The organism is Pseudomonas sp. IT-P395, assembly GCF_949767675.1.
In the GTDB taxonomy this organism is placed as follows: domain Bacteria; phylum Pseudomonadota; class Gammaproteobacteria; order Pseudomonadales; family Pseudomonadaceae; genus Aquipseudomonas.
On sequence record NZ_CATKPW010000011.1, the window covers coordinates 104,154 to 129,982 of the forward strand.

Genomic DNA, 25,829 nt, shown 5'->3' on the forward strand with positions numbered 1-25,829 from the left:
CTTAGCGGTCCACGTCGGCCATAACGAAATCGATACTACCCAGGTACGCAATCATGTCCGCGACCATGCTGCCTTTGATCACCGAAGGGATCTGTTGCAGATGCGGGAAGCTTGGAGTGCGGATCCGGGTACGGTAGCTCATGGTGCCGCCGTCGCTCGTCAGGTAATAACTGTTGATGCCCTTGGTCGCTTCGATCATCTGGAAGGATTCGTTGGCCGGCATCACCGGGCCCCACGAAACTTGCAGGAAGTGCGTGATCAAGGTTTCGATGTGCTGCAGCGTGCGTTCTTTCGGCGGCGGCGTGGTCAGCGGGTGATCCGCCTTGTACGGGCCTTCCGGCATGTTGCGCATGCACTGGTCGATGATCTTGATGCTCTGGCGCATTTCTTCGACGCGAACCATGCAGCGGTCGTAGGCATCGCCGTTGGCAGCCAGCGGTACTTCGAACTCGAAGTTCTCGTAGCCGGAGTACGGACGCGCCTTACGCAGGTCGAAATCGCAACCGGTCGAACGCAGGCCAGCACCGGTGACACCCCATTCCAGGGCTTCTTTGGTGTTGTACTGGGCGACGCCGATGGTACGACCCTTGAGGATGCTGTTCTGCAGGGCAGCCTTGGTGTATTCGTCGAGGCGTTTTGGCAGCCATTCAACGAAGTCTTTCACCAGTTTTTCCCAGCCGCGCGGCAGGTCGTGGGCGACGCCACCGATGCGGTACCAGGCCGGGTGCAGACGGAAACCGGTAATGGCTTCAATCACCGTGTACGCCTTCTGGCGGTCGGTGAAGGTGAAGAACACCGGGGTCATCGCACCGACGTCCTGGATGTAAGTCCCGAGGAACAGCAGGTGGCTGGTGATCCGGAAGAACTCGGCCATCATGATGCGGATGACGTCGACCTTTTCAGGCACCTTGATGCCGGCCAGCTTCTCGACCGAGAGCACGTACGGCAGGTTGTTCATCACGCCGCCGAGGTAGTCGATACGGTCGGTGTACGGAATGAAGCTGTGCCACGACTGACGCTCGGCCATCTTCTCGGCACCACGGTGGTGGTAACCGATGTCCGGTACGCAGTCGACGATCTCTTCACCGTCCAGTTGCAGAATGATGCGGAACGCACCGTGCGCCGAAGGGTGGTTCGGACCCAAGTTGAGGAACATGTAGTCCTCGTTCGGGCCGGAGCGCTTCATGCCCCAGTCTTCAGGACGGAAACGCGCGGCTTCTTCCTCAAGCTGTTGCTTGGCGAGGTTGAGGCTGTACGGATCGAATTCGGTGGCGCGCGCAGGGAAGTCCTTGCGCAGCGGGTGACCTTCCCAGGTCGGCGGCATCATGATGCGCGACAGGTGCGGGTGACCTTTGAAGTCGATACCGAACATGTCCCAGACTTCACGCTCGTACCAGTTGGCGTTCGGCCAGATGCTGGTGACGGTCGGCAAGCTGAGGTCGCTCTCGGACAAGGCGACCTTGATCATCACGTCACTATTACGCTCCAGCGACATGAGGTGATAGAACACGGTGAACTCAGCGTCACTCGGCAGCCCTTGACGCTTGGTGCGCAGACGCTCGTCCACGCCGTGCAGGTCATAGAGCATGACGTACGGCTTGGGCAGGTTGCGCAGGAAAGTCAGGACTTCAACGAGCCTGGCGCGCGCGACCCACAGTACCGGCATGCCGGTACGGGTCGACTGAGCGGTGAACGCTTCGGCGCCAAAACGGTTGTTCAATTCAACGACCACATCCTGGTCGTCTGCCTTATAAGGCGGGATGTACAGAGCACTGCCTGTAGTCATGGTTATTTTTTCGCTTTCGGTCAACGTAAAGAATGAAGCCAGCTTCTCGTTTCTTTTGTAAGAACAGATCTGGATCAGACTTCGTCAGGGCTGCGCAGGTTGGTGACTGCGATTCGCTGTTCGCGGCGCTCTTCTTTTTGCGAAGGCATGTCGGCGCGATAAACGCCTTGATCGCCAACGACCCAGGAAAGCGGACGACGCTCCTTGCCGATCGATTCCTGCAACAGCATCAAGCCTTGCAGAAATGCTTCCGGACGAGGAGGGCAGCCAGGTACGTAGACGTCCACGGGCAGGAACTTGTCCACCCCTTGAACCACAGAGTAGATGTCGTACATGCCACCGGAGTTAGCGCACGAACCCATGGAGATAACCCATTTCGGCTCGAGCATCTGCTCGTAGAGACGCTGGATGATCGGCGCCATCTTGATGAAGCAGGTACCGGCGATAACCATGAAGTCGGCCTGACGCGGCGATGCCCGGATCACTTCGGCGCCAAAGCGCGCGATGTCGTGGGGCGCCGTGAAGGCGGTGGTCATTTCCACATAGCAGCACGACAAGCCGAAGTTGTACGGCCACAGGGAGTTCTTACGTCCCCAGTTGACCGCGCCACTCAGCACGTCTTCCAGCTTGCCCATGAAAATGTTTTTGTGAACTTGATCTTCTAACGGATCGGAAACGGTTTCCCGTTCGCCAATCGGATATTGCTCGTTAGGAGCATCGGGGTCGATCCTGGTGAGATTGTATTGCATTGCCAAAGCCTCATTGTTTCAGCTTCGCCTGCCGCTTGCGACGAGCTTCCGGAGCCCAGTCAAGGGCGCCCACTCGGAACAGGTAGACAAGACCTGCCAACAGAATTGCTATGAAAACGAGAGCTTCGACGAATCCGGTCCAGCCGCTTTCGCGGACGGACACAGACCATGCAAAGAGAAAGAGGGCTTCGATATCGAAGATCACGAAGAGCATCGCGACCAGATAGAATTTGGCTGAGAGCCGCAAGCGGGCGCCACCGGTAGGTAGCATGCCGGACTCGAACGGTTCGTTTTTGCTGCGACCCCAGGCTTTTGACCCAAGGAGGCTGGAGACGCCAAGCATGAAGGCACACAGGCCGACGACACCCAGAAGGAAAATGGCAAAGCCCCAGTTGTGGGCCATGAGTCCTGTCGCTTCGGGCATGCTGGTAATCCTTAACAGAGAGCAAAGGTCTCTGAGCTTGATAAAGAAATAGGCAGTGACGATATGTCGCAGCAATCAATCGCGCTGATTTTATGGCTAAACACCCTGCAAGTAAAATTCCTATAGCGAAATTATTTATTGGAATAAGGACATAGCGCATCTCCAATGCCCTGCAGCCCATGCGTTGCGGGCATTAGGCGGGTTTATGCAAATAATGTTTTGTAGGGAATGTAACGAACATAGTTGCGGCTAAATGATAATTGATATCGTTTGCAGGGGTTTTGTAACTGTTTAACGGGATGTCAGTTGGGAAGTTGTCTTACTTGCACGTTACTGCAAGTAGCGACGGCGCCCGTTTTAGCGGATTTTTCTGACGGATGTACCGCGCTGGATCAATGTTTTCTCCGAACGCCACCGATTCCTGTAGGAGCTGCCGAAGGCTGCGATCTTTTGATCCTGCTTTTGATTCTGAAAAAACAAAGTCAAAAGATCGCAGCCTTCGGCAGCTCCTACAGGGGAGGATGTGTTTTCCGGGGGCAAAAAAAACGCCCCGAACCAGTCGGGGCGTCAGTTTTGCGGCTCTGCGGTTAGCTTTCTATACGATCCGCAAAGGCCGTTTGCTCAGCGAAGCCGAATCAGTGGAACTGTTCTTCTTCAGTCGAACCGGTCAGTGCGGTTACCGAGGACGAGCCACCCTGGATCACAGTGGTCATGTCGTCGAAGTAGCCGGTGCCCACTTCCTGCTGGTGAGCCACGAAGGTGTAACCCTTGGCGGCGTCAGCGAACTCCTGCTCTTGCAGTTTCACGTAGGCAGTCATGTCGTTGCGGGCGTAGTCGTGCGCCAGGTTGAACATGCTGTGCCACATGTTGTGAATGCCGGCCAGGGTGATGAACTGGTGCTTGTAACCCATGGCGGACAGTTCGCGCTGGAACTTGGCGATGGTCGCGTCGTCCAGGTTTTTCTTCCAGTTGAAGGAAGGCGAGCAGTTGTACGACAGCAGTTGGTCCGGGTATTCCTTTTTGATCGCTTCGGCGAAGCGACGAGCCTCGTCCAGATCCGGCTTGGCGGTTTCGCACCAGATCAGGTCGGCGTACGGCGCATAAGCCAGGCCACGAGCGATGGCTTGATCGAGGCCGGCACGGACCTTGTAGAAACCTTCCTGAGTGCGCTCGCCAGTCACGAACGGCTGGTCGTACGGGTCGCAATCGGAGGTCAGCAGGTCAGCAGCGTTGGCGTCGGTACGGGCCAGGATGATGGTCGGGGTGCCGGCAACGTCAGCAGCCAGACGCGCAGCGGTCAGCTTCTGTACGGCTTCCTGAGTCGGAACCAGTACTTTGCCGCCCATGTGACCACACTTCTTCACGGAAGCCAGTTGGTCTTCGAAGTGAACGCCGGCGGCGCCTGCTTCGATCATGCTCTTCATCAGCTCGTAGGCGTTCAGCACGCCGCCGAAACCGGCTTCAGCGTCAGCCACGATCGGTGCGAAGTAGTCGATGTAGCCATCGTCGCCCGGGTTCTTGCCGGCTTTCCACTGGATCTGGTCAGCACGACGGAACGAATTGTTGATGCGCTTGACCACGGTTGGAACCGAATCCACCGGGTACAGCGACTGGTCCGGGTACATGGATTCTGCGGAGTTGTTGTCCGCAGCCACTTGCCAGCCCGACAGGTAGATTGCCTGGATACCGGCTTTAACCTGTTGAACAGCCTGGCCGCCGGTCAGGGCGCCCATGCAGTTGACGAAATCTTTCTCAGGACGGAAGGACGGCTTGGCACCCTGGGTGACCAGGTTCCACAGCTTGTCGGCGCCCATTTTTGCAAAGGTGTGCTCAGGTTGAACCGAGCCACGCAGACGGACGACGTCAGCAGCGGAGTAAGTGCGTGTCACGCCTTTCCAGCGCGGGTTTTCAGCCCAGTCTTTTTCGAGGGCTGCAATTTGCTGTTCGCGTGTCAGTGCCATGGAGATAAACCTCGTCGCGTCTTTATGAAAAGTTGTTCTGCGGTGGAAAATTCCTGCGCTCGCTGACCAGAAGCTTAGGTGGTCAAGTCGGATTCGGCGGGGTAGGCGACGGGATGAACGATGGGCTCGAGGGGAAGTGAGCAGGTAGTGGCGGACTGCGGGCGCATTCGGGCGTCGTGGGCCTTTATACGGTCTACAGTGTGAAGCCGGGTTACCTAAATACGCTTCCGTCCCTCGGGACAACTTCGTTCCAGTCGGCAACCTCGTCAAACACACCTTGTGGGCGGTACAGACACGAAGCGGTTCGCGGGGTAGGTGCGAACGTCGCTTCGAAGGCCCTTGCCAGGGCCTCTGATTAGCGGGAGCGAGGCCATCATGCCTTCGCTTTTTTACCCCGTCAAACGTTTTGTAGTGCTTTTTTTAAAGCACTACATCTTTCGTCTAATACGACTAATCAGTCAGTTTTCGGTGCTTTAGTCCAAGGCGTCGACTTTCACCCGCAAGGTCATGTCATCCCGGCCTTGAGTCGAGTAGCTGCGGGTCAGGCCCTGTTTGTCGGCTTGGGTCTGGCGATTGACGCCGGCAAGGGTGATCCATTCGCCGAGACGTCCGCTGACAGTTGTGTCGGTGCTTTGCACGTTCACTACATCGGGACGTTCCTGGCTCATACGGTCACGGTTGGTACTGATCGCCAGGTGAACGATGTCGCCGGTGACGCTGGCGGTGACATAGAAACCCTGGGTGACGTTGCGGTATTGGGTTTGGCTGTTGTAACCGCCGTAGGAGTCGCTCTGAACATTGGTGATCGGCACGCTCTGGCCAACCTGAATCAGCGCGGGCATGCCATCGGTGGCCTGCACCTGCTGGACGCCGCCTTCGCGGCTGGTGGTGCTGCGGCTGATGATACGGGTCTGATTCGGCTGGGCGCCGTTGACCGCATAGCCTTCATCGCCACGGCCATTGTTTTCATTGGTGTCGACGCTGATCAGCAAGCGCTTGGGCGCAGTGTCCAGTTGGCTGATCAGCGCCTTGAGTTCCTGAATCTTGTCCGGCTCGGCCTTGATGATCAGCTGGTTGCCGTAGGCGCTGACCTGACCGTCCTTGCCGAGGAAGTCTTGTGCCATCGGCAGCATGTCGGCGCTGGTGCGGTAATTGAGGGGCACGATTTCTGTGGCTGCCATCACCGAAAAACTGCAACCGAGCAGCAGGGTGGTGAGCAGGGTGCGTAGGGACATGTCCGTTATCTCCGCTTTCGAAAGGCTTGATATTGCCAGTTTGTCGGCCTGGGGTGGGGCAAGTTGAATCGTAGACAGCAAAACGCCCCGGCATCGGCGGATGTCGGGGCGTTTTGTGGTGTTCTTGCGGGCGCCATCGCGAGCAGGCTCACTCCTACAGGGAATCGCATTTCAATTGTAGGAGTGAGCCTGCTCGCGATCGCCGCGCCGCGGTCTTAAGCCGAATGGCGAACCATATCGACATGCGGAATCCCGGCTTCGAGGAATTCCTCGCTGACCAGGCTGAAACCCAAGCGCTCATAGAACGCCGTGGCTTGAACCTGAGCACTGAGCATCTGCTGCTTCAACCCACGTTCTTCAGCTTCAGCAATGACCGCTTGCATCAGCGCATCACCGACCTTCATCCCGCGCCAGTCTTTCAGCACCGAAACGCGGCCAATGTGCCCGTCGGGCAACAAGCGCGCAGTGCCAATCGGAAAGTCGCCTTCAAACGCCAGAAAATGCACGGCGGTCGCGTCGTCCGCGTCCCATTCCAGCTCAGGTGGCACCGATTGCTCGGCGATAAACACCGTTTCACGAATGCGCCGGATCTCGGCGATGTCCTTCTGCCAGTCTGCGACACGTACGCGAATCTTATTCATCGGCGAACCCCAGGCTCCCTTGCTTGACCAACTGGCACAGCAGGCCGCAAGCGTCTTCGTCGTTCAGCCACTCACCGAGGTTGTCGGTGTGCAGGGCATCAGCGGCGCAGATCAGCTTCAGCAGTTCGCGCAGCTTGCCCGGCAGGTAACGGCTCTGGCCGCTGGCGAACAGCAGCAGGTCGTCATCGACTTCCGACCAGGCCAGGCGCGCACTCGGGTTGCGGATCAGGATGGCGCCATCCTGCAGGGCGGCGAGGAAGTCTTCTTCTTCGATTTCTTCCGGGCCAGCCACCAGCTCCGGATAACGCGGTTCGGTCATGTACTGGCCGAACCAGGTCAGCAGCAGGCGCTCGTCGCTCATGTGCTCGGCGAGCAGCGCTTTCAGGCGATCCAGTGCGTCTTGTTGAATCTGGTGCGGATCGGCTGCTGGCTGTGCGTCGGCATCGGTGTAGCGCTCTTCGTCAGTCAGGAACTGGCTGAGGAAGTCGGTGAAGTGAGTCAGCACTTCGGAAGCGCTTGGCGCACGGAAACCGACCGAGTAGGTCATGCAGTTGTCGACCGCGACACCGCAGTGAGCCAGACGCGGCGGCAGGTAGAGCATGTCGCCCGGTTCCAGTACCCACTCTTCGGTCTCGTGGAATTCAGCGAGGATGCGCAGGTCCGCGTGTTGCAACAGCGGGCTCTCGGAGTCGCACATCTGGCCGATTTTCCAGTTGCGCTTGCCGTGGCCTTGCAGCAGGAACACGTCGTAGTTGTCGAAGTGCGGACCAACGCTGCCACCCGGGGCGGCGAAGCTGATCATCACGTCATCGACGCGCCAGCTCGGCAGGAAGCGGAAGTTTTCCAGCAACTCGCTGACTTCCGGCACGAATTGGTCGACCGCTTGCACCAGCAAGGTCCACTCTTTTTCCGGCAATTTGCTGAACTCGTCTTCAGCGAACGGGCCGCGACGCAGTTCCCATGGACGCTCGCCGTGCTCGATCACCAGGCGCGATTCGACTTCTTCTTCCAGGGCCAGGCCGGCCAGTTCGTCGGCGTCGATCGGGCTTTCGAAGTCAGGAATCGCCTGACGGATCAGCAGTGGCTTTTTCTGCCAGTAGTCGCGCAGGAATTCGCGTGCAGTGAGGCCGCCCAGAAGTTGAAGAGGAATATCGGAATTCATATGTAACCTATTGAAAAAAAGCACTTTTCAGACGGGAATAAAAACGCCCGGCGCGGCCGGGCGTCTCAAACGGATCAAGCGGTCGATCAGATGCGTTTGGCTTGCGCTACAGCGTTGCCGATGTAGTTGGCCGGGGTCAGTTGCTTGAGCTCGGCTTTCGCTTCGGCAGGCATGTCCAGACCATCGATGAAAGTCTGCAACGCTTCCGGGCTGATGCCCTTGCCGCGGGTCAGTTCTTTCAGCTTCTCGTACGGGTTTTCGATGTTGTAGCGGCGCATCACGGTCTGGATCGGCTCGGCCAACACTTCCCAGCAAGCGTCGAGGTCAGCGGCAATCTTCTGCTCGTTGAGCTCCAGTTTGCTGATGCCTTTGAGGCTGGCTTCGTAGGCGATCACGCTGTGGGCGAAGCCAACACCGAGGTTGCGCAGTACGGTGGAGTCGGTCAGGTCGCGCTGCCAGCGGGAGATCGGCAGTTTGCTCGCCAGGTGCTGGAACAGCGCGTTGGCGATACCCAGGTTGCCTTCGGAGTTTTCGAAGTCGATCGGGTTGACCTTGTGCGGCATGGTCGACGAACCGATTTCGCCAGCGATGGTGCGCTGCTTGAAATAACCCAGGGAGATATAGCCCCAGATGTCACGGTCGAAGTCGATCAGGATGGTGTTGAAGCGCGCGATCGCGTCGAACAGTTCGGCGATGTAGTCGTGCGGTTCGATCTGCGTGGTGTACGGGTTGAAGCCCAGGCCCAGCTCGTCTTCGATGAAGGCGCGGGCGTTGGCTTCCCAGTCGATCTGCGGATAGGCCGACAGGTGTGCGTTGTAGTTGCCGACGGCGCCGTTGATTTTGCCCAGCAGCGGCACGGCAGCGACTTGAGCGATCTGACGCTCGAGACGGTAAACCACGTTCGCCAGCTCTTTACCCAAAGTCGTCGGGGAGGCTGGTTGGCCGTGGGTGCGCGACAGCATCGGCACGTCAGCGAAACGGATGGCCAGTTCGCGGATGGCGTTGGCGGTCTGGCGCATCAGCGGCAGCATCACGTCGTCACGGCCTTCGCGCAGCATCAGGGCGTGGGACAGGTTGTTGATGTCTTCGCTGGTGCAGGCAAAGTGGATGAACTCGCTGACCTTGGCCAGCTCCGGCAACTTGGCCGCCTGCTCTTTGAGCAGGTATTCGATCGCTTTGACGTCGTGGTTGGTGGTGCGCTCGATCTCTTTGACGCGCTCGGCGTGCTCCAGCGAGAAGTTTTCAGCCAGTTCATTGAGAACGGCGTTGGCCTCGGCGGAGAAGGCTGGCACTTCAGGGATACCCGCGTGGGCGGCCAGGCGCTGGAGCCAGCGCACTTCAACCAGAACACGGGCACGGATCAAACCGTACTCGCTGAAAATCGGGCGCAGGGCCTGGGTTTTGCCGGCGTAGCGGCCGTCAACAGGGGAAACCGCAGTGAGCGAAGAAAGCTGCATGGGGTGTTCTCGGACAGTCGGGCAACGAAATGGGGCGCGTATCATACATGAAAAAATCCGCCGGTCCGTTGCCAACTGACCGGCGTATTACGCGTTACAGACTACAAAGCTTTTATTGCGCGGCGTTTTACTCGCTGCGCATCAACGGATACAGCTCTTTGAGCAGCTTGCGTCGGCTGATCACCAACTGCCAGCGATGGCCGCCGAGCTGCCGCCACAGACGTGCCGAACGGATACCGGCAAGGAGCAGGGCGCGGATTTTCGAGGCATTGCTCGGCTGCTGCAGGTTGCGCATGTCGCCGTGCACCTGAATACGTTGGCGCAGGGTGCTCAGGGTGTCCTGATACAGCGCGCCGCAAGCCGCGACCACGTTTTCGTGGGCCGGGCCGAAATGCTCGACCTGCGACTGGATCTGCGGCAAGCGCTTGCCGATGGTGTCGAGCATGTCGTCGCGCTTGGCCAGTTGACGTTCCAGGCCGAGCATCGACAGGGCGTAGCGCAATGGCTCGCGTTGCAGCGTGCTTGGGTCGCGTTCCAGTGCACCGATCAGCGCTCGATAGCCTTCGCGCAGATTGAGGTCATCGCCGCCGTAGACGTCCAGCGTGTCTTTCGGGTCGCGCACCAACAGGCTGCCGAGCATGCAGGTCAGGCCGGCCTCGCTGGTCTGCCCGGTCTTGGCGATCCGGTCGACCAGTACGGCGGCGAGAAACACACCGCCCAGCGCCGTCAGTTGCTCCTGAGTCGGGCTCATGCCTGGCCGCTCCACGGTTCGGCCACTTCGATCACGCCGCCACCGAGGCAGATTTCACCGTCATAGAACACCACGGATTGGCCCGGCGTCACCGCGCGTTGCGGCTCGTCGAACACAGCGCGGTAGCCGCTGGCGGTTTTTTCCAGAGTGCAGGCCTGGTCGCTCTGGCGATAACGCACTTTCGCGGTCAGGCGCAGCGGCTGGCTCAGGTCGATCGGGTTGACCCAATAGATTTCCGAAGCGAGCAGGGCGCTGGAGAACAGCCATGGATGGTTGTTGCCCTGGCCGACGATCAGCTCGTTGCTGTCGAGATCCTTGCGCAGCACGTACCACGGCTCATCGCCGGCGTCTTTCAAACCGCCGATGCCGAGGCCCTGGCGCTGACCGATGGTGTGGTACATCAAGCCGTGGTGACGGCCAATGACTTCACCTTCGGTGGTTTTGATTTCGCCCGGTTGCGCCGGCAGGTATTGCTTGAGGAAGTCGCTGAAACGCCGCTCGCCGATAAAGCAGATCCCGGTGGAATCCTTCTTCTTGGCGGTCGCCAGCTCGTACTTCTCGGCAATTGCGCGCACTTCCGGCTTTTCCAGTTCGCCGACCGGGAACAGGGTCTTGGCAATCTGTTCGCCGCCAACGGCGTGCAGGAAATAGCTCTGATCCTTGTTCGGATCGAGGCCTTTGAGCAGTTCGGTGCGGCCATCAATGTCGCGGCGGCGCACGTAGTGGCCGGTGGCAATCAGGTCGGCGCCGAGCATCATGGCGTAGTCGAGGAACGCCTTGAACTTGATTTCGCGGTTGCACAGGATGTCCGGGTTCGGCGTGCGGCCGGCCTTGTATTCGGCGAGGAAGTGCTCGAACACGTTGTCCCAGTATTCTGCAGCGAAGTTGGCGGTGTGCAGTTTGATACCGATTTTGTCGCAGACAGCCTGAGCATCCGCCAGGTCGTCCATGGCGGTGCAGTATTCCGTTCCGTCGTCTTCTTCCCAGTTCTTCATGAACAGGCCTTCCACTTCAAAGCCCTGCTCGATCAGCAGGAGAGCGGAAACGGAAGAGTCCACGCCGCCGGACATGCCGACAATGACGCGCTTCTTGGATGTGTCAGAAGGGGCTGGATCACGCATAGGGATTCAATGAGTGTCTTGAAAAAGGACGCGATTCTAGCAGGCTCGCGGCCTCAAGGCTAAAGAGAAGGGCGGATCAGTTCGAGGCTGAAGTGATGGCCGGCCAGATAATCGTCGATGCAGCGGATGATCAGCTCGCTGCGCCAGTTGTCGCGCTGAGCAATTAATTCGTCGCGGGTCAGCCACTTGGCGCCGACGATACCGTCGTCGAGTTGGTAATCAGCGTGATGTTGCACGGCTTTGGCGCTGAAGCACACGCGCTGGTAGGTCACGCCATTGCTCGGTGCGGTGTACAAGTAAATGCCGATCACGCCGGTGGGCTCGACGTCCCAGCCGGTTTCTTCGAGGGTCTCGCGCACGGCGGCATCAATCAGGGTTTCGTCCGGATCGAGATGGCCGGCGGGCTGGTTGAGTACGTTACGCCCGGCCTTGTGTTCTTCAACCATCAGGAAGCGACCGTTATCCTCGACGATGGTGGCGACGGTGATGTGGGGGAGCCATTCCATACGGTGTCCTCGTTTTTGAATATTGGAACCCGATCCCTGTGGGAGCTGGCTTGCCAGCGATGGCGGCCTATCATTCAGCATTGAAGGTGACTGATCCATCGCTATCGCTGGCAAGCCAGCTCCCACAGGGTTTTGTGGTGATCATAAAGCCCGGAAACACAAACCCCGGCACGAGGCCGGGGTTTGTGATGTTCCCTTTACAACCTTAAACCAGCGCAGCAATCGCCGCGTTGAGGGTTGCGCTTGGGCGCATGGCCTTGCTGATCAGCTCGGCATTGGCGTGGTAGTAACCGCCGATGTCGACTGGCTTGCCCTGAACGGCGTTGAGCTCGGCAACGATGGTTGCTTCGTTCTCGGTCAGGGTTTTTGCCAGGGTCGCGAACTGCGCTTGCAGTGCAGCGTCTTCAGTCTGGGCAGCGAGGGCCTGAGCCCAGTACATCGCCAGGTAGAAGTGGCTGCCGCGGTTGTCGATGTTGCCGACTTTACGCGATGGCGACTTGTTGTTGTCGAGGAACTGGCCAGTGGCCTGGTCCAGGGTTTTCGACAGCACCAGTGCTTTCGGGTTGTTGTAGTTCACGCCCAGATGCTCAAGGGACGCTGCCAGTGCGAGGAACTCGCCCAGCGAATCCCAGCGCAGGAAGTTTTCTTCAACCAGTTGCTGCACGTGCTTCGGAGCCGAACCGCCGGCGCCGGTTTCGAACAGGCCGCCGCCGTTCATCAGCGGCACGATCGACAGCATCTTGGCGCTGGTGCCCAGTTCCATGATCGGGAACAGGTCGGTCAGGTAGTCACGCAGTACGTTGCCGGTCACCGAAATGGTGTCCTTGCCTTCGCGGGTGCGCTGCAGGGTGTACTTCATCGCGTCGACCGGCGCCATGATCTGGATGTCCAGACCGGCAGTGTCGTGATCCTTCAGGTAAGCCTGAACCTTCTCGATCACTACGCCGTCGTGAGCGCGCATCGGGTCCAGCCAGAAGATCGCTGGAGTTGCGCTTGCGCGAGCACGGTTGACGGCCAGTTTGACCCAGTCCTGGATCGGCGCGTCTTTGGTCTGGCACATGCGGAAGATGTCGCCGGCTTCAACAGCCTGTTCCATCAGCAGGTTGCCCTTGCTGTCGGTGACGCGAACCACGCCGTCAGCCTTGATCTGGAAAGTCTTGTCGTGCGAGCCGTACTCTTCGGCTTTCTTCGCCATCAGGCCAACGTTTGGCACGCTGCCCATGGTGGTCGGATCGAAAGCGCCATTGGCTTTGCAATCTTCGATCACAGCCTGGTAGATGGTCGCGTAGCAGCGATCCGGGATCACCGCCTTGGTGTCGTGCAACTGACCGTCGGTGCCCCACATTTTGCCGGAGTCACGGATCATTGCCGGCATCGAGGCGTCGACGATGACGTCGCTCGGCACGTGCAGGTTGGTGATGCCTTTGTCGGAGTTGACCATCGCCAGCGATGGACGAGCGGCGTAGACCGCGGCCATGTCGGCTTCGATCTGCGCTTGCTGCTCGGCCGGCAGGGCCTTGATGCGCGCGTACAGATCGCCGATGCCGTTGTTCAGGTTGAAGCCGATCTCGGCCAGCACGTCAGCGTGCTTGGTCAGGGCGTCTTTGTAGAACTCGGCAACGATCTGGCCGAACATGATCGGGTCGGAGACCTTCATCATGGTCGCTTTCAGGTGAACCGAGAGCAGCACGCCTTGAGCCTTGGCGCTTTCGATTTCAGCAGCGATGAACGCGCGCAGGGCGTTTTTGCTCATCACGGCGCAGTCGAGGATCTCGCCGGCCTGAACGGTGGTTTTTTCTTTCAGAACGGTAGCAGTACCGTCCTTGGCGATCAGCTCGATCTTCACGGCGTCAGCGGCGTCGATCAGAGCAGCTTTTTCGCTGCCGTAGAAATCGCCGGTGCTCATGTGAGCGACGTGGGACTTGGAGTCTTTGGCCCAGGCGCCCATTTTGTGCGGGTGCTTGCGAGCGTAGTTTTTAACCGACAGCGGTGCGCGACGGTCGGAGTTGCCTTCACGCAGAACCGGGTTCACGGCGCTGCCCTTGACCTTGTCGTAACGCGCCTTGGCGTCTTTGTCGGCGTCGCTGGTCACGGTTTCCGGGTAATCCGGGAGGTTGTAACCCTGAGCTTGCAGTTCTTTGATCGCGGCTTGCAGCTGTGGCACCGAAGCGCTGATGTTCGGCAGCTTGATGATGTTGGCTTCAGGCGTAACGGCCAGGTCGCCCAGTTCGGCGAGGTGGTCGGCTACGGCTTTGTCGCCCAGTTGCTCGGGGAAGCTGGCCAGAATACGTGCTGCAAGAGAGATATCGCGGGTTTCCACGGCGATATCGGCCGAAGCGGTGTACGCCTCGATGATCGGCAGCAGGGAATAGGTGGCGAGGGCTGGAGCTTCGTCGGTGAAGGTATAGATGATCTTCGAGCGGGTGGGCATATTCGGATTAACTCTCTCTTCTTTGCTAAAGCGTGCGCAGAAACTCGAGGGGCGCCGGGTAAGCGCGTTCGTTCAAAGTCATCCATGAACCGAATGTCGAGATTCTTCGCGGTGATGTTGGGTGCATCAGTAGAGCGTCAAGCAGTCGGACTGCGGTAACAACCCGACCAATCAGGCGGAAAGTCTCGTGCTAGAGAGGCCAGCCGTCGTGACCCTGTGGTCAGCGGGCGGCATTATACATAGGTAGCTGGCAATCTGCCGATGGTTCATATGCAACGATTCTCGTCCATTGGTCTAAAGGTCGCAGGGCGGGGTGGGGCGTAGAGTCGTCGCGAATGCTTGAGTTTGGCGCTTTTCCCTTTGCTTTCAGGCTTGTACGAAACGAGATGTAGCCGCGCCACGAACAGAGGGTTTGCGTGTTGATTTAACTGGGTTACGCTCGAACCAAGCCAGATGTTCAATCCAAACAATGGAGTTCAGCATGGGTTACAAGAAGATTCAGGTTCCAGCCGTCGGCGACAAAATCACCGTCAATGCAGACCATTCTCTCAATGTTCCTGATAACCCGATCATCCCCTTCATCGAAGGTGACGGCATTGGTGTCGACATCAGCCCGGTGATGATCAAGGTTGTCGATGCTGCAGTTCAAAAGGCATACGGCGGTAAACGCAAGATTTCCTGGATGGAAGTCTACGCCGGGGAAAAAGCCACTCAGGTTTACGATCAGGACACCTGGCTGCCTCAGGAAACTCTCGATGCTGTCAAGGATTATGTGGTTTCCATCAAAGGCCCGCTGACCACGCCGGTCGGTGGCGGCATCCGCTCGCTGAACGTGGCCCTGCGTCAGCAACTCGACCTGTACGTCTGCCTGCGCCCGGTGCGCTGGTTCGAAGGCGTGCCAAGCCCGGTGAAAAAGCCTGGCGACGTCGACATGACCATCTTCCGCGAGAACTCCGAAGACATCTATGCCGGTATTGAGTGGAAGGCCGGTTCGCCGGAAGCCACCAAAGTCATCAAATTCCTTAAAGAAGAAATGGGCGTCACCAAAATCCGTTTCGACGAAAACTGCGGCATCGGCGTCAAGCCGGTTTCGCTGGAAGGCACCAAGCGCCTGGCGCGCAAGGCCCTGCAATATGTGGTCGACAACGACCGCGATTCGCTGACCATCGTGCACAAAGGCAACATCATGAAGTTCACCGAAGGTGCCTTCAAAGAGTGGGCCTACGAAGTGGCCGCCGAAGAATTCGGCGCGACCCTGCTCGACGGCGGCCCGTGGATGCAGTTCAAAAACCCGAAAACCGGCAAGAATGTTGTGGTCAAGGATGCCATCGCCGACGCCATGCTCCAGCAGATCCTGCTGCGCCCGGCCGAATACGATGTGATCGCGACCCTCAACCTCAACGGCGACTACCTCTCCGACGCTTTGGCGGCGGAAGTGGGCGGTATCGGTATCGCGCCGGGCGCCAACCTGTCCGACACCGTGGCGATGTTCGAAGCGACCCACGGTACGGCGCCGAAGTACGCCGGCAAGGATCAGGTCAACCCGGGTTCGCTGATTCTCTCGGCAGAAATGATGCTGCGCCACATGGGCTGGACTGAGGCGGCGGATCTGATCATCAAGGGCACCAACGGCGCTATTTCGGCCAAGACTGTGACCTATGACTTTGAGCGTCTGATGGACGGGGCCAAGCTGGTTTCGTCTTCGGGCTTTGGCGATGCGCTGATTTCGCATATGTAAAACGCGGGCACGTAAAAACCGCCTGATTCTTCATTGAGTCAGGCGGTTTTTTATTGCTTGGGATATTCAGGTGAAGATCAGTCAGCTCACGCTTTGGCAGTTGCGGCAGCGGCAGCAGCGCTGACAGCTGCACTATCAATGGCACTGGATGGTTCGACTGACTGGATGTTTACGGCATGCAGCCCCTTGGGGCCTTGGATAATGCTGAAAACCACCGCCTGCCCGGCCTTAAGGGTTTTGTATCCGTCCATCTTAATCTGAGAAAAATGAGCAAAAAAGTCGATCTCTTTGCCATCCTCATCGCGGCCTTCACGGGCGTCGGTATTGATAAAGCCGAATCCCTTGGCATTGTTGAACCATTTCACCTTGCCGACAGCCATGCTCAAATCCCTCTGCAACAGACTCCATCGCTGGAGTATCATCCAATTCATCCGCAATCTAATCCGTTAAAAGGATTGACTCCGCGGATCTTTTTTACCCACTGTGGGCTCTATTGGTTGTAACACCGTTTTCCCGATAGTCAAGGTGACCGGGCAGTCGGAGTTGAAAACGCGTACAACCGCCCCCACCACTGTATTTGCACAACTGACGAACCTTTCTTTCCATGCATGCAATCAGCCAGATTCGACTAACATTCAATCAGGATCGCCCGCTTCTCCAAAAGGATCTTCCACAGGAGCACGACGACGATTCGGCAGGCGTTGCTGTTCAGGAAGCAAAGCCTGCGTTACAGGCGCCGCCGATGTACAAGGTGGTTTTGTTCAACGATGACTACACACCGATGGATTTCGTCGTCGAAGTGCTCGAGGTGTTTTTTAACCTGAATCGCGAGCTGGCGACCAAGGTCATGCTGGCCGTCCACACAGAAGGACGGGCAGTATGTGGAGTGTTTACCCGCGACATCGCCGAGACAAAGGCCATGCAGGTCAACCAGTACGCCAGGGAAAGCCAGCATCCGCTACTCTGTGAAATCGAGAAGGACGGTTAATCGCCGACCACTTGGGTATGAGGTGAAGCTATGTTAAACCGCGAGCTCGAAGTCACCCTCAATCTAGCCTTCAAGGAGGCTCGTTCGAAACGTCATGAATTCATGACCGTCGAACACCTTTTGCTGGCCCTATTGGACAATGAGGCTGCCGCCACCGTTTTGCGTGCCTGCGGCGCAAACCTCGACAAACTCAAGCATGACCTGCAGGAGTTCATCGACTCCACCACGCCATTGATCCCCGTTCATGACGAAGATCGCGAAACCCAGCCAACCCTGGGCTTCCAGCGTGTACTGCAACGTGCTGTTTTCCACGTACAGAGCTCGGGCAAACGCGAAGTAACCGGCGCCAACGTGCTGGTTGCCATCTTCAGTGAGCAAGAGAGTCAGGCAGTGTTCCTGCTGAAACAGCAGAGCGTTGCGCGCATCGATGTCGTCAATTACATCGCACACGGCATTTCCAAAGTGCCGGGGCATGGCGATCACTCTGAAGGTGAACAAGATATGCAGGACGACGAGGGCGGTGAGTCTTCTTCTTCAGGCAATCCTCTGGATGCTTATGCCAGCAACCTCAACGAACTCGCGCGCCAGGGTCGTATCGATCCGCTGGTCGGTCGTGAATCGGAAGTCGAACGTGTCGCGCAGATTCTCGCGCGTCGGCGCAAAAACAATCCGCTGCTGGTCGGTGAAGCAGGCGTGGGTAAAACCGCGATTGCCGAAGGTCTGGCCAAGCGCATTGTCGACAACCAGGTGCCGGATCTGCTGGCCGGTAGTGTTGTTTATTCGCTCGATCTCGGTGCTCTGCTCGCGGGCACCAAGTATCGCGGTGATTTCGAGAAGCGCTTCAAGGCGTTGCTCAATGAATTGAAAAAACGTCCGCAAGCCATTCTGTTTATCGACGAGATCCACACCATTATTGGTGCGGGCGCTGCGTCGGGCGGAGTCATGGACGCTTCGAATCTGCTTAAGCCGCTACTGTCGTCTGGCGACATTCGCTGCATCGGTTCGACCACGTTCCAGGAGTTTCGCGGCATCTTCGAGAAGGATCGTGCCTTGGCGCGTCGCTTCCAGAAGGTCGATGTCGTCGAGCCATCGGTGGAAGACACCATTGGTATCCTGCGCGGCCTGAAAGGGCGTTTCGAACAGCACCACAACATCGAATACAGCGACGAAGCGCTGCGTGCCGCTGCTGAACTGGCGTCGCGCTATATCAATGACCGACACATGCCGGACAAAGCCATTGATGTTATTGACGAGGCGGGCGCCTATCAGCGTCTGCAACCGGTCGAGAAGCGCGCCAAGCGTATCGAGGTGCCGCACGTCGAAGACATCGTCGCGAAAATCGCGCGGATTCCGCCTAAGCACGTCACCAGCTCCGACAAGGAGTTGCTGCGTAACCTTGAGCGTGACCTGAAGCTGACGGTGTTTGGTCAGGACGCGGCGATCGATTCGCTGTCAACCGCGATCAAGCTGTCTCGTGCCGGCCTCAAGTCGCCTGACAAGCCAGTCGGTTCGTTCCTGTTCGCAGGCCCGACCGGTGTCGGTAAAACCGAGGCCGCGCGGCAATTGGCCAAGGCGTTGGGGATCGAGCTGGTGCGTTTCGACATGTCCGAGTACATGGAGCGTCACACCGTATCGCGTCTGATCGGTGCCCCTCCAGGTTATGTCGGTTTCGATCAGGGCGGTCTGTTGACCGAAGCGATCACCAAGCAGCCGCACTGCGTATTGCTGCTCGATGAAATCGAGAAAGCGCATCCGGAAGTCTTCAACCTGCTGCTGCAGGTGATGGACCACGGTACGCTGACTGACAACAACGGGCGCAAGGCGGACTTCCGCAACGTGATCGTGATCATGACCACCAACGCCGGTGCCGAAACGGCTGCGCGGGCTTCGATCGGTTTCACCCATCAGGACCACTCGTCTGATGCGATGGAAGTGATCAAGAAGAGCTTCACACCGGAGTTCCGTAACCGTCTGGACACCATTATCCAGTTTGGTCGCCTCAGCCATGAGGTCATCAAAAGTGTGGTGGACAAGTTCCTTACCGAGCTTCAGGCGCAGCTTGAAGACAAGCGTGTGCTGCTTGAGGTCACTGATGCTGCGCGGAGTTGGCTGGCGGCGGGTGGTTATGACTCGGCAATGGGCGCACGTCCGATGGCGCGTCTGATTCAGGACAAGATCAAGCGTCCGTTGGCGGAGGAGATTCTGTTTGGCGAGCTGGCCGAGCATGGCGGTGTGGTGCACATCGACATCAAGGATGGTGAGTTGACGTTTGACTTCGAGACTACCGCAGAAATGGCCTGATGGCCTTGGATCAAGAGGGCGCCTTCGGGCGCCTTTTTGTTATTGGTTGTTTGGGTTTTTTGGGTGAATATCCGTTGCTGCGGTGATGGCTTATTACGGTTTCGCCCTTACGGCGACTCACTTTTTTTCAAACGCCAAAAAAAGTAAGCAAAAAACGCTTGCTCCTACGTGCGGCCCGCTCGCTGGGGCTCGGGGTTCCTTCGCTCCGGGATCGATCCGGGCGCAGCGCCTACGGTTTGCTTCGCTGCACCTCCTCTCGCTGTGTTTGGCTTCGCCAAACGGTCGCTGCGCTCCCACGCCCGGATCAATCCCTCCACTCAGCCTTCCGACGTCGCCTTGCAGATCAAAAGCCGCAGCCGAGCTAACGCTCATCCTGTTGAGTGGTGAGGAGCAACAGCGTGTTCGGCTTTGGATTGGTGTTGGATTCACCCCTCACCCCAGCCCTCTCCCAGAGGGAGAGGGGGCCGATTTTTGAGCTTTTCAAAATCTGAGTTCGACTCGGTATCACATGTCGGCGTACCTCGCCCAAACACCAAGGTCAGTTCCCTCTCCCTCCGGGAGAGGGCTAGGGTGAGGGGCTCTTGATCTGGCTCTGGCTCTGGCTCTGGCTCTGGCTCTGGCTCTGGCTCTGGCTCTGGCTCTGGCTCTGGCTCTTGATCTTGCTTTGGCTTTTGATCTTTTGCCCCTTCGGCAGGCCGAGCGTAGGTGTCCATCCGGGGGTTAGGCGCGCAGCGCCGTGCGGCGCAGCCGCATACATCGAGAGGAGGTGCAGCGAAGCAAACCGTAGGCGATGCCCCCGGATGGACACCGTAGCGAGGGAACACTGAGCCTCAGCGAAGTGCCGTACGCCGGGGCAAAGCCTTTTGGGTTACCTTTTCGGCGTTTGGAAAAGGTGACTCGCTGTAAGAGCGAAACCGCCAGCGGCGGCACCCGCAGCAACGGATATGCCCCCAAACCCAAACCAACCCCCAAAACGCACAAACAAAAACGCCCGGCATAAACCGGGCGTTTTGTATTGACTTGATTAACGAGCGCGGTAAGTGATGCGCCCTTTGCTCAAGTCATAGGGCGTCAGCTCGACGCGCACTTTGTCACCGGTAAGAATACGAATGTAGTTCTTGCGCATCTTGCCGGAAATATGCGCGGTTACGACGTGCCCATTTTCCAACTCCACACGAAACATGGTGTTGGGCAGGGTGTCGACGACAGTGCCTTCCATTTCGAAGCTGTCTTCTTTCGACATGCAGTAAAGCCCTCGGTATCCAATGAATGGCCCGGTGCAACTGCGCCAGGCAAAAGCGGCGTGCATTGTGCCCGAAAAATGGGGTTTACGCCAAGGGGTTTACGGCTTGGGTTTAGTTGAGGATGACCCAGCGCTGATTAATCAGCAATTCGATGGGGCGATATTGCGTCTTGTAGTTCATCTTTTTGCAGTTCTTGATCCAGTAACCGAGGTACACCGCCTCAAGTCCGAGGCGCTGTGCCTCGGCGATTTGCCAGAGGATGGCAAATCGGCCAAGGCTACGGCGTTCCTCGGCCGGTTCGTAGAAGGTGTACACCGCCGACAAACCGTTCGGCAGTAAGTCGGTCACGGCCACGGCTAGCAACCGTCCGTCGAGTCGGAACTCATAGAAGCGCGAGAAGGGCAGATCGCGTACCAGAAAAGTCGAGAATTGATCGCGGCTCGGCGGGTACATATCGCCGTCGGCGTGGCGTTGTTCGATATAGCGCTGGTACAGATCGAAATATTCTTCGCTGAACTGCGGTTTGGCCGGGCGCACCTGCAAATCCGTGTTGCGTTTGAAAATCCGCTTCTGCTGACGATTGGGGGTGAACTGCGCCACCGGAATGCGCGCAGGCACGCACGCATTGCAGTTCTGGCAATGCGGGCGGTACAGATGATCGCCGCTGCGACGAAAGCCCATTTCCGACAGGTCTGCGTAGACATGCACATCCATGGGCTGGCTCGGATCGAGAAACAGGGTCGTGGCCTGCTCCTCGGGCAGATAACTGCAAGAGTGAGGCTGAGTGGCATAGAACTTCAACCGCGCCAACTCGGTCATGATCAACCCTCGGGAAAAGCTGGTGAATTAAGTGTAAGCCACGCGCGCAAAAGTCGCTCAGCAAACCCAAGTGGCACGATTGGGTTGATCCAGGTGATTTTCCAGATAGTCGGCGAATTGCTGGCGAGGAATCGCCCGCGCGCCGAGGCTGTGCAGATGATCGGTCGGCATCTGGCAATCGATCAGCACGAATCCCGAGTCTTTCAGATGCCGCACCAGGTTGGCAAAGCCGAATTTGGACGCATTGTCGGCGCGACTGAACATCGATTCGCCGAAAAACAGTTGGCCCATCGCCAGGCCGTACAGACCGCCGATCAGCTCGCCCTGATCCCAGACTTCGACCGAATGAGCGAAGCCGCGCCGGTGCAATTCGATGTAAGCGTCCTGCATGGCTTCGGTGATCCATGTGCCGTCGGCGTAGTCTCGTGGTGCAGCGCAGGCGCGGATCACGGCGTCGAAGTCCTGATCGAAGGTCACTTGATAGCGTTCCTGGCGCAGCAGTTTGCCAAGGCTGCGCGAGACATGCAGTTCGTCGGGAAACAACACCGTGCGCGGATCCGGCGACCACCAGAGAATCGGCTGGCCCTCGGAGAACCACGGAAAGCAGCCATGGCGATAAGCTTGAATCAGCCGGTCGGCCGACAGATCGCCACCGGCGGCGAGCAATCCGTTGGGGTCGCGCATGGCCTTTTCCAGCGGCGGAAAAGTCAGGGAATTACGTTGTAACCAAGTCAGCATGGCATCCAGGCTTGCAGAAGGGGAGGGCGGTGCGGGCTGTTCGGCCCGCGATAAAGTGTGCCGTTAAATGATCGGAATGTCGTCCAGATACTTCTCGGCATCGAGCGCGGCCATGCAGCCGGCGCCCGCCGACGTCACCGCCTGGCGGTAAACGTGGTCGGCCACGTCGCCGGCGGCAAACACTCCGGGAATCTCGGTGGAGGTAGCGTCACCGTCGCTGCCACCCTTTACCTGCAAGTAACCGTCGCGCATCGGCAGTTGCCCTTGAAACAGATCGGTGTTGGGTTTGTGGCCGATGGCGATGAACACGCCGGCCAGCGCCAGTTCACGGGTTTCGCCGGTATGGCTGTCACGCAGTCGTGCGCCGGTGACGCCGCTGGCATCGCCGAGTACTTCGTCGAGATTCTGGTTCCAGTGCAGGCGCACGTTACCGTTCGCGGCTTTCTCGAACAGTTTGTCTTGCAGGATTTTCTCCGCACGCAGCTTGTCGCGGCGGTGGATCAGATGCACCTCCTTGGCAATGTTCGACAGGTACAGTGCTTCCTCGACGGCGGTATTGCCGCCGCCGACCACGGCGACCACCTGATTGCGATAGAAAAAACCGTCACAGGTCGCGCAGGCGGATACGCCTTTGCCGGCGAAGGCTTCCTCTGAAGGCAGTCCCAGGTATTGCGCCGAGGCCCCGGTGGCAATGATCAGTGCGTCGCAGGTGTAAGTGCCGCTGTCGCCAGTGAGCTCGAACGGGCGCTGCTGCAACTTGGCGGTGTGGATGTGGTCGTAAACGATCTCTGTGGCAAAGCGTTCGGCGTGTTTCTGCATGCGCTCCATCAGTACCGGGCCGGTGAGGCCTTCGACGTCGCCGGGCCAGTTGTCGACTTCGACGGTAGTGGTGAGCTGGCCACCGGCCTGCAGGCCGGTAATGACCACGGGTTTGAGGTTGGCGCGGGCGGCATACACGGCAGCGCTGTAACCGGCCGGACCGGAGCCGAGGATGATCAGGCGTGAATGCTTCGCTACGTTCATCAAATACACCTCATAAGCCTTTGTCACAAAAGGTAATGCATGCTCAAATTGAGTCGCGGCTTCTGTGTGTTTGACTATGCTCAATCCTGGGGCTTGAAGCATGGCATCAGACGCACAAACCCGTACAATGCCGGGCTGTTACAGAATATTCGCGCTGCGCTGTGTTTATAAAATGCGCGACGCAGTGTTAAAAGTAGTCTCAGTTGCGCTCGTTCACTTTTTTACCTGCCTGGATTGGGCAGTTTTTTATCGTCATTCAATAGATGGACGCGCCTTGGGCGCAGGAAAAGAAGCGTTTTGAAGAAATCCACCGAAGCACCAAAAACAGTCGTTCCGCTCTGGCGCCAACAGTTGCACTACCGGCTCAAGGAAGGTGCATTGATCGCCATCGGTGCCTTGTGCCTGTTCCTGATGATGGCTTTGCTGACCTACGGCAAGGACGATCCAGGCTGGAGCCACAACAGCAAGATCGACGACGTACAGAATTTCGGCGGCCCGGCGGGCTCCTACAGCGCCGATATATTGTTTATGGTGCTGGGTTACTTCGCCTACATCTTCCCGCTGCTGTTGGCGATCAAGGCCTACCAGATCTTCCGTCAGCGCCACGAACCGTGGCAGTGGAGCGGCTGGCTGTTCTCCTGGCGCCTGATCGGTCTGGTGTTTCTGGTGCTGTCCGGCGCGGCGCTGGCGCATCTGCATTTCCACGCAGCGTCGGGTCTGCCGGCAGGTGCGGGCGGCGCGCTGGGCGAAAGTCTCGGCAATCTGGCGAAGAATGCGCTGAACATTCAGGGCAGCACGCTGTTGTTCATTGCGTTGTTCCTGTTTGGCCTGACGGTGTTCACTGACCTGTCGTGGTTCAAAGTGATGGACATCACCGGCAAGATCACCCTTGATCTGTTCGAACTGTTTCAAGGCGCGCTCAATCGCTGGTGGTCGGCACGTACCGAACGCAAACAACTGGTTGCGCAACTGCGTGAAGTCGACGATCGCGTCCACGACGTGGTCGCGCCGACGGTGACCGACAAACGTGAGCAGGCCAAAGTCAAAGAACGCCTGATCGAACGTGAGCAAGCCCTAAGCAAGCACATGTCCGATCGCGAGAAACAAGTGCCGCCGGTTATCGCCCCGGCTCCGGCCAAGGCGCCCGAGCCAAGCAAGCGCGTACAGAAGGAAAAACAGGTGCCGTTGTTCGTCGACAGCGCCGTGGAAGGCACCTTGCCGCCGATCTCGATTCTTGATCCGGCGGAAAAGAAACAACTCAATTACTCACCGGAATCCCTGGCGGCGGTTGGCCACTTGCTGGAGATCAAGCTGAAGGAGTTCGGGGTCGAGGTCACGGTGGATTCGATCCACCCAGGCCCGGTGATTACCCGTTACGAAATTCAGCCGGCCGCCGGCGTAAAAGTCAGCCGCATCGCCAACCTCGCCAAAGACCTTGCACGTTCCCTGGCCGTGACCAGTGTGCGGGTGGTCGAGGTGATTCCGGGCAAGACCACCGTCGGTATCGAGATCCCCAACGAAGACCGGCAGATCGTACGTTTCTCCGAGGTGCTGTCGACGCCCGAGTACGACAACTTCAAATCGCCGGTCACCCTGGCACTCGGTCATGACATTGGTGGCAAGCCGGTCATCACCGACCTGGCGAAGATGCCGCACTTGCTGGTGGCCGGTACGACCGGTTCCGGTAAGTCGGTGGGTGTGAACGCGATGATTCTGTCGATCCTGTTCAAGTCCGGCCCGGAAGACGCCAAGCTGATCATGATCGACCCGAAAATGCTGGAACTATCGATCTACGAAGGCATTCCGCACCTGCTGTGCCCGGTCGTCACCGACATGAAGGATGCCGCCAATGCCCTGCGCTGGAGCGTCGCCGAGATGGAGCGCCGCTACAAGCTGATGGCGAAGATGGGTGTCCGAAACCTGTCCGGCTTCAACGCCAAGGTCAAGGAGGCCCAGGACGCCGGCGAGCCGTTGAGCGATCCGCTGTACAAGCGCGAAAGCATCCACGACGAAGCGCCGTTGCTACAGAAGCTGCCGACCATCGTTGTGGTGGTCGACGAATTCGCCGACATGATGATGATCGTCGGCAAGAAGGTTGAAGAACTGATCGCCCGTATTGCCCAGAAGGCGCGGGCGGCCGGTATTCACTTGATCCTCGCGACCCAGCGGCCGTCGGTGGACGTGATCACCGGTCTGATCAAGGCCAACATTCCAACCCGTATGGCGTTCCAGGTGTCGAGCAAGATCGACTCGCGGACCATCATCGACCAGGGCGGCGCCGAACAACTGCTCGGCCACGGTGACATGCTTTACATGCCGCCGGGCACCAGCCTGCCGATCCGGGTTCACGGTGCATTCGTTTCCGATGACGAAGTCCATCGTGTGGTCGAGGCGTGGAAACTGCGCGGCGCGCCGGAATATAACGACGACATCCTCAACGGTGTCGAAGAAGCCGGCAGCGGTTTTGAAGGCAGCAGCGGTGGTGGCGATGGCGATGATCCGGAAGCCGACGCGCTGTACGACGAAGCTGTACAGTTTGTTCTGGAAAGCCGTCGTGCCTCGATTTCCGCTGTACAGCGCAAGCTGAAGATCGGCTACAACCGCGCCGCACGGATGATCGAAGCCATGGAAATGGCCGGGGTCGTCACCTCGATGAACACCAACGGTTCCCGTGAAGTCCTGGCCCCGGGCCCGGTACGCGACTGATTGCAAACGCAAGAGGCGGGACAATGATGTGCCGCCGCTCTCCCAACG

At 58.4% G+C, this 25,829-nt stretch carries 21 protein-coding genes; 4 read left to right on the forward strand and 17 right to left on the reverse strand.

Annotation, left to right across the window (positions count from 1 at the left end):
* Position 1 precedes the first annotated feature (1 nt).
* The 12 genes from nuoC to ACM6IN_RS09090 all read right to left on the reverse strand — a co-directional run bounded on the left by nuoC (position 2) and on the right by ACM6IN_RS09090 (position 14,224).
* Positions 2-1,786, reverse strand: coding sequence for an NADH-quinone oxidoreductase subunit C/D (gene nuoC / locus ACM6IN_RS09035; RefSeq protein ID WP_007920189.1), 1,785 nt, complete (start codon positions 1,784-1,786; stop codon positions 2-4).
* Between the two features lie 74 nt (positions 1,787-1,860).
* Positions 1,861-2,535, reverse strand: coding sequence for a NuoB/complex I 20 kDa subunit family protein (locus ACM6IN_RS09040; protein WP_007920192.1), 675 nt, complete (start codon positions 2,533-2,535; stop codon positions 1,861-1,863).
* A gap of 10 nt (positions 2,536-2,545) precedes the next feature.
* Positions 2,546-2,959 carry an NADH-quinone oxidoreductase subunit A gene (locus ACM6IN_RS09045; protein ID WP_003223812.1) on the reverse strand — a complete coding sequence of 138 codons (414 nt, stop codon included), beginning with the start codon at positions 2,957-2,959 and terminating at the stop codon, positions 2,546-2,548.
* A 635-nt stretch (positions 2,960-3,594) separates the two neighbouring features.
* Positions 3,595-4,920 carry an isocitrate lyase gene (gene aceA, locus ACM6IN_RS09050; protein ID WP_007920195.1) on the reverse strand — a complete coding sequence of 442 codons (1,326 nt, stop codon included), beginning with the start codon at positions 4,918-4,920 and terminating at the stop codon, positions 3,595-3,597.
* 473 nt (positions 4,921-5,393) lie between these two features.
* Positions 5,394-6,155, reverse strand: coding sequence for a secretin N-terminal domain-containing protein (locus ACM6IN_RS09055; protein ID WP_414915823.1), 762 nt, complete (start codon positions 6,153-6,155; stop codon positions 5,394-5,396).
* 215 nt (positions 6,156-6,370) lie between these two features.
* On the reverse strand, positions 6,371-6,796 hold the full coding sequence (locus ACM6IN_RS09060; RefSeq protein WP_034155132.1) for a GNAT family N-acetyltransferase: 426 nt from the start codon (positions 6,794-6,796) through the stop codon (positions 6,371-6,373).
* Positions 6,789-7,958 carry a JmjC domain-containing protein gene (locus tag ACM6IN_RS09065; protein WP_414915824.1) on the reverse strand — a complete coding sequence of 390 codons (1,170 nt, stop codon included), beginning with the start codon at positions 7,956-7,958 and terminating at the stop codon, positions 6,789-6,791. Before ACM6IN_RS09065 ends, ACM6IN_RS09060 begins: the two co-directional genes overlap by 8 nt.
* An 86-nt stretch (positions 7,959-8,044) precedes the next feature.
* Positions 8,045-9,415: an adenylosuccinate lyase gene (gene purB, locus ACM6IN_RS09070; protein ID WP_003223822.1), complete on the reverse strand. Its 1,371-nt coding sequence runs from the start codon at positions 9,413-9,415 to the stop codon at positions 8,045-8,047.
* A 127-nt stretch (positions 9,416-9,542) separates the two neighbouring features.
* Positions 9,543-10,166 carry a high frequency lysogenization protein HflD gene (gene hflD, locus ACM6IN_RS09075; RefSeq protein ID WP_007920199.1) on the reverse strand — a complete coding sequence of 208 codons (624 nt, stop codon included), beginning with the start codon at positions 10,164-10,166 and terminating at the stop codon, positions 9,543-9,545.
* A complete protein-coding gene (gene mnmA, locus ACM6IN_RS09080) occupies positions 10,163-11,287 on the reverse strand; it encodes a tRNA 2-thiouridine(34) synthase MnmA (RefSeq protein ID WP_047601682.1) in 1,125 nt (374 codons plus the stop codon). The genes hflD and mnmA overlap by 4 nt, the downstream gene beginning before the upstream one ends.
* Before the next feature lie 59 nt (positions 11,288-11,346).
* Positions 11,347-11,793 (reverse strand): NUDIX hydrolase, encoded by a 447-nt coding sequence (locus ACM6IN_RS09085; RefSeq protein ID WP_007920203.1) that lies wholly within the window; start codon positions 11,791-11,793, stop codon positions 11,347-11,349.
* Positions 11,794-11,998: 205 nt separating this feature from the next.
* Positions 11,999-14,224 (reverse strand): NADP-dependent isocitrate dehydrogenase, encoded by a 2,226-nt coding sequence (locus tag ACM6IN_RS09090; RefSeq protein ID WP_007920205.1) that lies wholly within the window; start codon positions 14,222-14,224, stop codon positions 11,999-12,001.
* A 481-nt stretch (positions 14,225-14,705) separates the two neighbouring features.
* Here ACM6IN_RS09090 and icd point away from each other — a divergent pair, with 481 nt between their 5' ends.
* Positions 14,706-15,962: an NADP-dependent isocitrate dehydrogenase gene (gene icd / locus ACM6IN_RS09095; RefSeq protein WP_007920207.1), complete on the forward strand. Its 1,257-nt coding sequence runs from the start codon at positions 14,706-14,708 to the stop codon at positions 15,960-15,962.
* 86 nt (positions 15,963-16,048) lie between these two features.
* On the opposite strand, the gene ACM6IN_RS09100 is transcribed toward icd, so the two are convergent.
* Positions 16,049-16,342 carry a cold shock domain-containing protein gene (locus ACM6IN_RS09100; RefSeq protein WP_414893783.1) on the reverse strand — a complete coding sequence of 98 codons (294 nt, stop codon included), beginning with the start codon at positions 16,340-16,342 and terminating at the stop codon, positions 16,049-16,051.
* 224 nt (positions 16,343-16,566) lie between these two features.
* Between ACM6IN_RS09100 and clpS the strand changes: the two genes are divergently transcribed.
* Together clpS and clpA are read left to right on the forward strand one after the other, a co-directional pair.
* On the forward strand, positions 16,567-16,950 hold the full coding sequence (gene clpS / locus ACM6IN_RS09105) for an ATP-dependent Clp protease adapter ClpS (protein ID WP_011334948.1): 384 nt from the start codon (positions 16,567-16,569) through the stop codon (positions 16,948-16,950).
* Between the two features lie 30 nt (positions 16,951-16,980).
* Entirely contained in the window at positions 16,981-19,251 is a 2,271-nt protein-coding gene (gene clpA / locus ACM6IN_RS09110) for an ATP-dependent Clp protease ATP-binding subunit ClpA (protein ID WP_007920210.1), read from the forward strand.
* Between the two features lie 1,024 nt (positions 19,252-20,275).
* Here the strand turns inward: clpA and infA are convergent.
* The 4 genes from infA to trxB all read right to left on the reverse strand — a co-directional run bounded on the left by infA (position 20,276) and on the right by trxB (position 23,075).
* Positions 20,276-20,494 carry a translation initiation factor IF-1 gene (gene infA, locus ACM6IN_RS09115; RefSeq protein WP_002553999.1) on the reverse strand — a complete coding sequence of 73 codons (219 nt, stop codon included), beginning with the start codon at positions 20,492-20,494 and terminating at the stop codon, positions 20,276-20,278.
* 112 nt (positions 20,495-20,606) lie between these two features.
* Complete coding sequence (locus ACM6IN_RS09120; RefSeq protein ID WP_007908064.1) at positions 20,607-21,314, reverse strand: arginyltransferase; 708 nt, start codon at positions 21,312-21,314, stop codon at positions 20,607-20,609.
* 57 nt (positions 21,315-21,371) lie between these two features.
* On the reverse strand, positions 21,372-22,052 hold the full coding sequence (gene aat, locus ACM6IN_RS09125; RefSeq protein WP_414915825.1) for a leucyl/phenylalanyl-tRNA--protein transferase: 681 nt from the start codon (positions 22,050-22,052) through the stop codon (positions 21,372-21,374).
* A gap of 63 nt (positions 22,053-22,115) precedes the next feature.
* A complete protein-coding gene (trxB, locus tag ACM6IN_RS09130) occupies positions 22,116-23,075 on the reverse strand; it encodes a thioredoxin-disulfide reductase (RefSeq protein WP_414915826.1) in 960 nt (319 codons plus the stop codon).
* Positions 23,076-23,372: 297 nt separating this feature from the next.
* Here trxB and ACM6IN_RS09135 point away from each other — a divergent pair, with 297 nt between their 5' ends.
* Complete coding sequence (locus ACM6IN_RS09135; protein ID WP_034155142.1) at positions 23,373-25,781, forward strand: DNA translocase FtsK; 2,409 nt, start codon at positions 23,373-23,375, stop codon at positions 25,779-25,781.
* Positions 25,782-25,829 lie beyond the last annotated feature (48 nt).

Coding starts and splice junctions, on each gene's coding strand:
- nuoC (WP_007920189.1), bottom strand. CDS start 1,786: ATGACTACAGGCAGTGCTCTGTACATCCCGCCTTATAAGGCAGACGAC.
- ACM6IN_RS09040 (WP_007920192.1), bottom strand. CDS start 2,535: ATGCAATACAATCTCACCAGGATCGACCCCGATGCTCCTAACGAGCAA.
- ACM6IN_RS09045 (WP_003223812.1), bottom strand. CDS start 2,959: ATGCCCGAAGCGACAGGACTCATGGCCCACAACTGGGGCTTTGCCATT.
- aceA (WP_007920195.1), bottom strand. CDS start 4,920: ATGGCACTGACACGCGAACAGCAAATTGCAGCCCTCGAAAAAGACTGG.
- ACM6IN_RS09055 (WP_414915823.1), bottom strand. CDS start 6,155: ATGTCCCTACGCACCCTGCTCACCACCCTGCTGCTCGGTTGCAGTTTT.
- ACM6IN_RS09060 (WP_034155132.1), bottom strand. CDS start 6,796: ATGAATAAGATTCGCGTACGTGTCGCAGACTGGCAGAAGGACATCGCC.
- ACM6IN_RS09065 (WP_414915824.1), bottom strand. CDS start 7,958: ATGAATTCCGATATTCCTCTTCAACTTCTGGGCGGCCTCACTGCACGC.
- purB (WP_003223822.1), bottom strand. CDS start 9,415: ATGCAGCTTTCTTCGCTCACTGCGGTTTCCCCTGTTGACGGCCGCTAC.
- hflD (WP_007920199.1), bottom strand. CDS start 10,166: ATGAGCCCGACTCAGGAGCAACTGACGGCGCTGGGCGGTGTGTTTCTC.
- mnmA (WP_047601682.1), bottom strand. CDS start 11,287: ATGCGTGATCCAGCCCCTTCTGACACATCCAAGAAGCGCGTCATTGTC.
- ACM6IN_RS09085 (WP_007920203.1), bottom strand. CDS start 11,793: ATGGAATGGCTCCCCCACATCACCGTCGCCACCATCGTCGAGGATAAC.
- ACM6IN_RS09090 (WP_007920205.1), bottom strand. CDS start 14,224: ATGCCCACCCGCTCGAAGATCATCTATACCTTCACCGACGAAGCTCCA.
- icd (WP_007920207.1), top strand. CDS start 14,706: ATGGGTTACAAGAAGATTCAGGTTCCAGCCGTCGGCGACAAAATCACC.
- ACM6IN_RS09100 (WP_414893783.1), bottom strand. CDS start 16,342: ATGGCTGTCGGCAAGGTGAAATGGTTCAACAATGCCAAGGGATTCGGC.
- clpS (WP_011334948.1), top strand. CDS start 16,567: ATGCATGCAATCAGCCAGATTCGACTAACATTCAATCAGGATCGCCCG.
- clpA (WP_007920210.1), top strand. CDS start 16,981: ATGTTAAACCGCGAGCTCGAAGTCACCCTCAATCTAGCCTTCAAGGAG.
- infA (WP_002553999.1), bottom strand. CDS start 20,494: ATGTCGAAAGAAGACAGCTTCGAAATGGAAGGCACTGTCGTCGACACC.
- ACM6IN_RS09120 (WP_007908064.1), bottom strand. CDS start 21,314: ATGACCGAGTTGGCGCGGTTGAAGTTCTATGCCACTCAGCCTCACTCT.
- aat (WP_414915825.1), bottom strand. CDS start 22,052: ATGCTGACTTGGTTACAACGTAATTCCCTGACTTTTCCGCCGCTGGAA.
- trxB (WP_414915826.1), bottom strand. CDS start 23,075: ATGAACGTAGCGAAGCATTCACGCCTGATCATCCTCGGCTCCGGTCCG.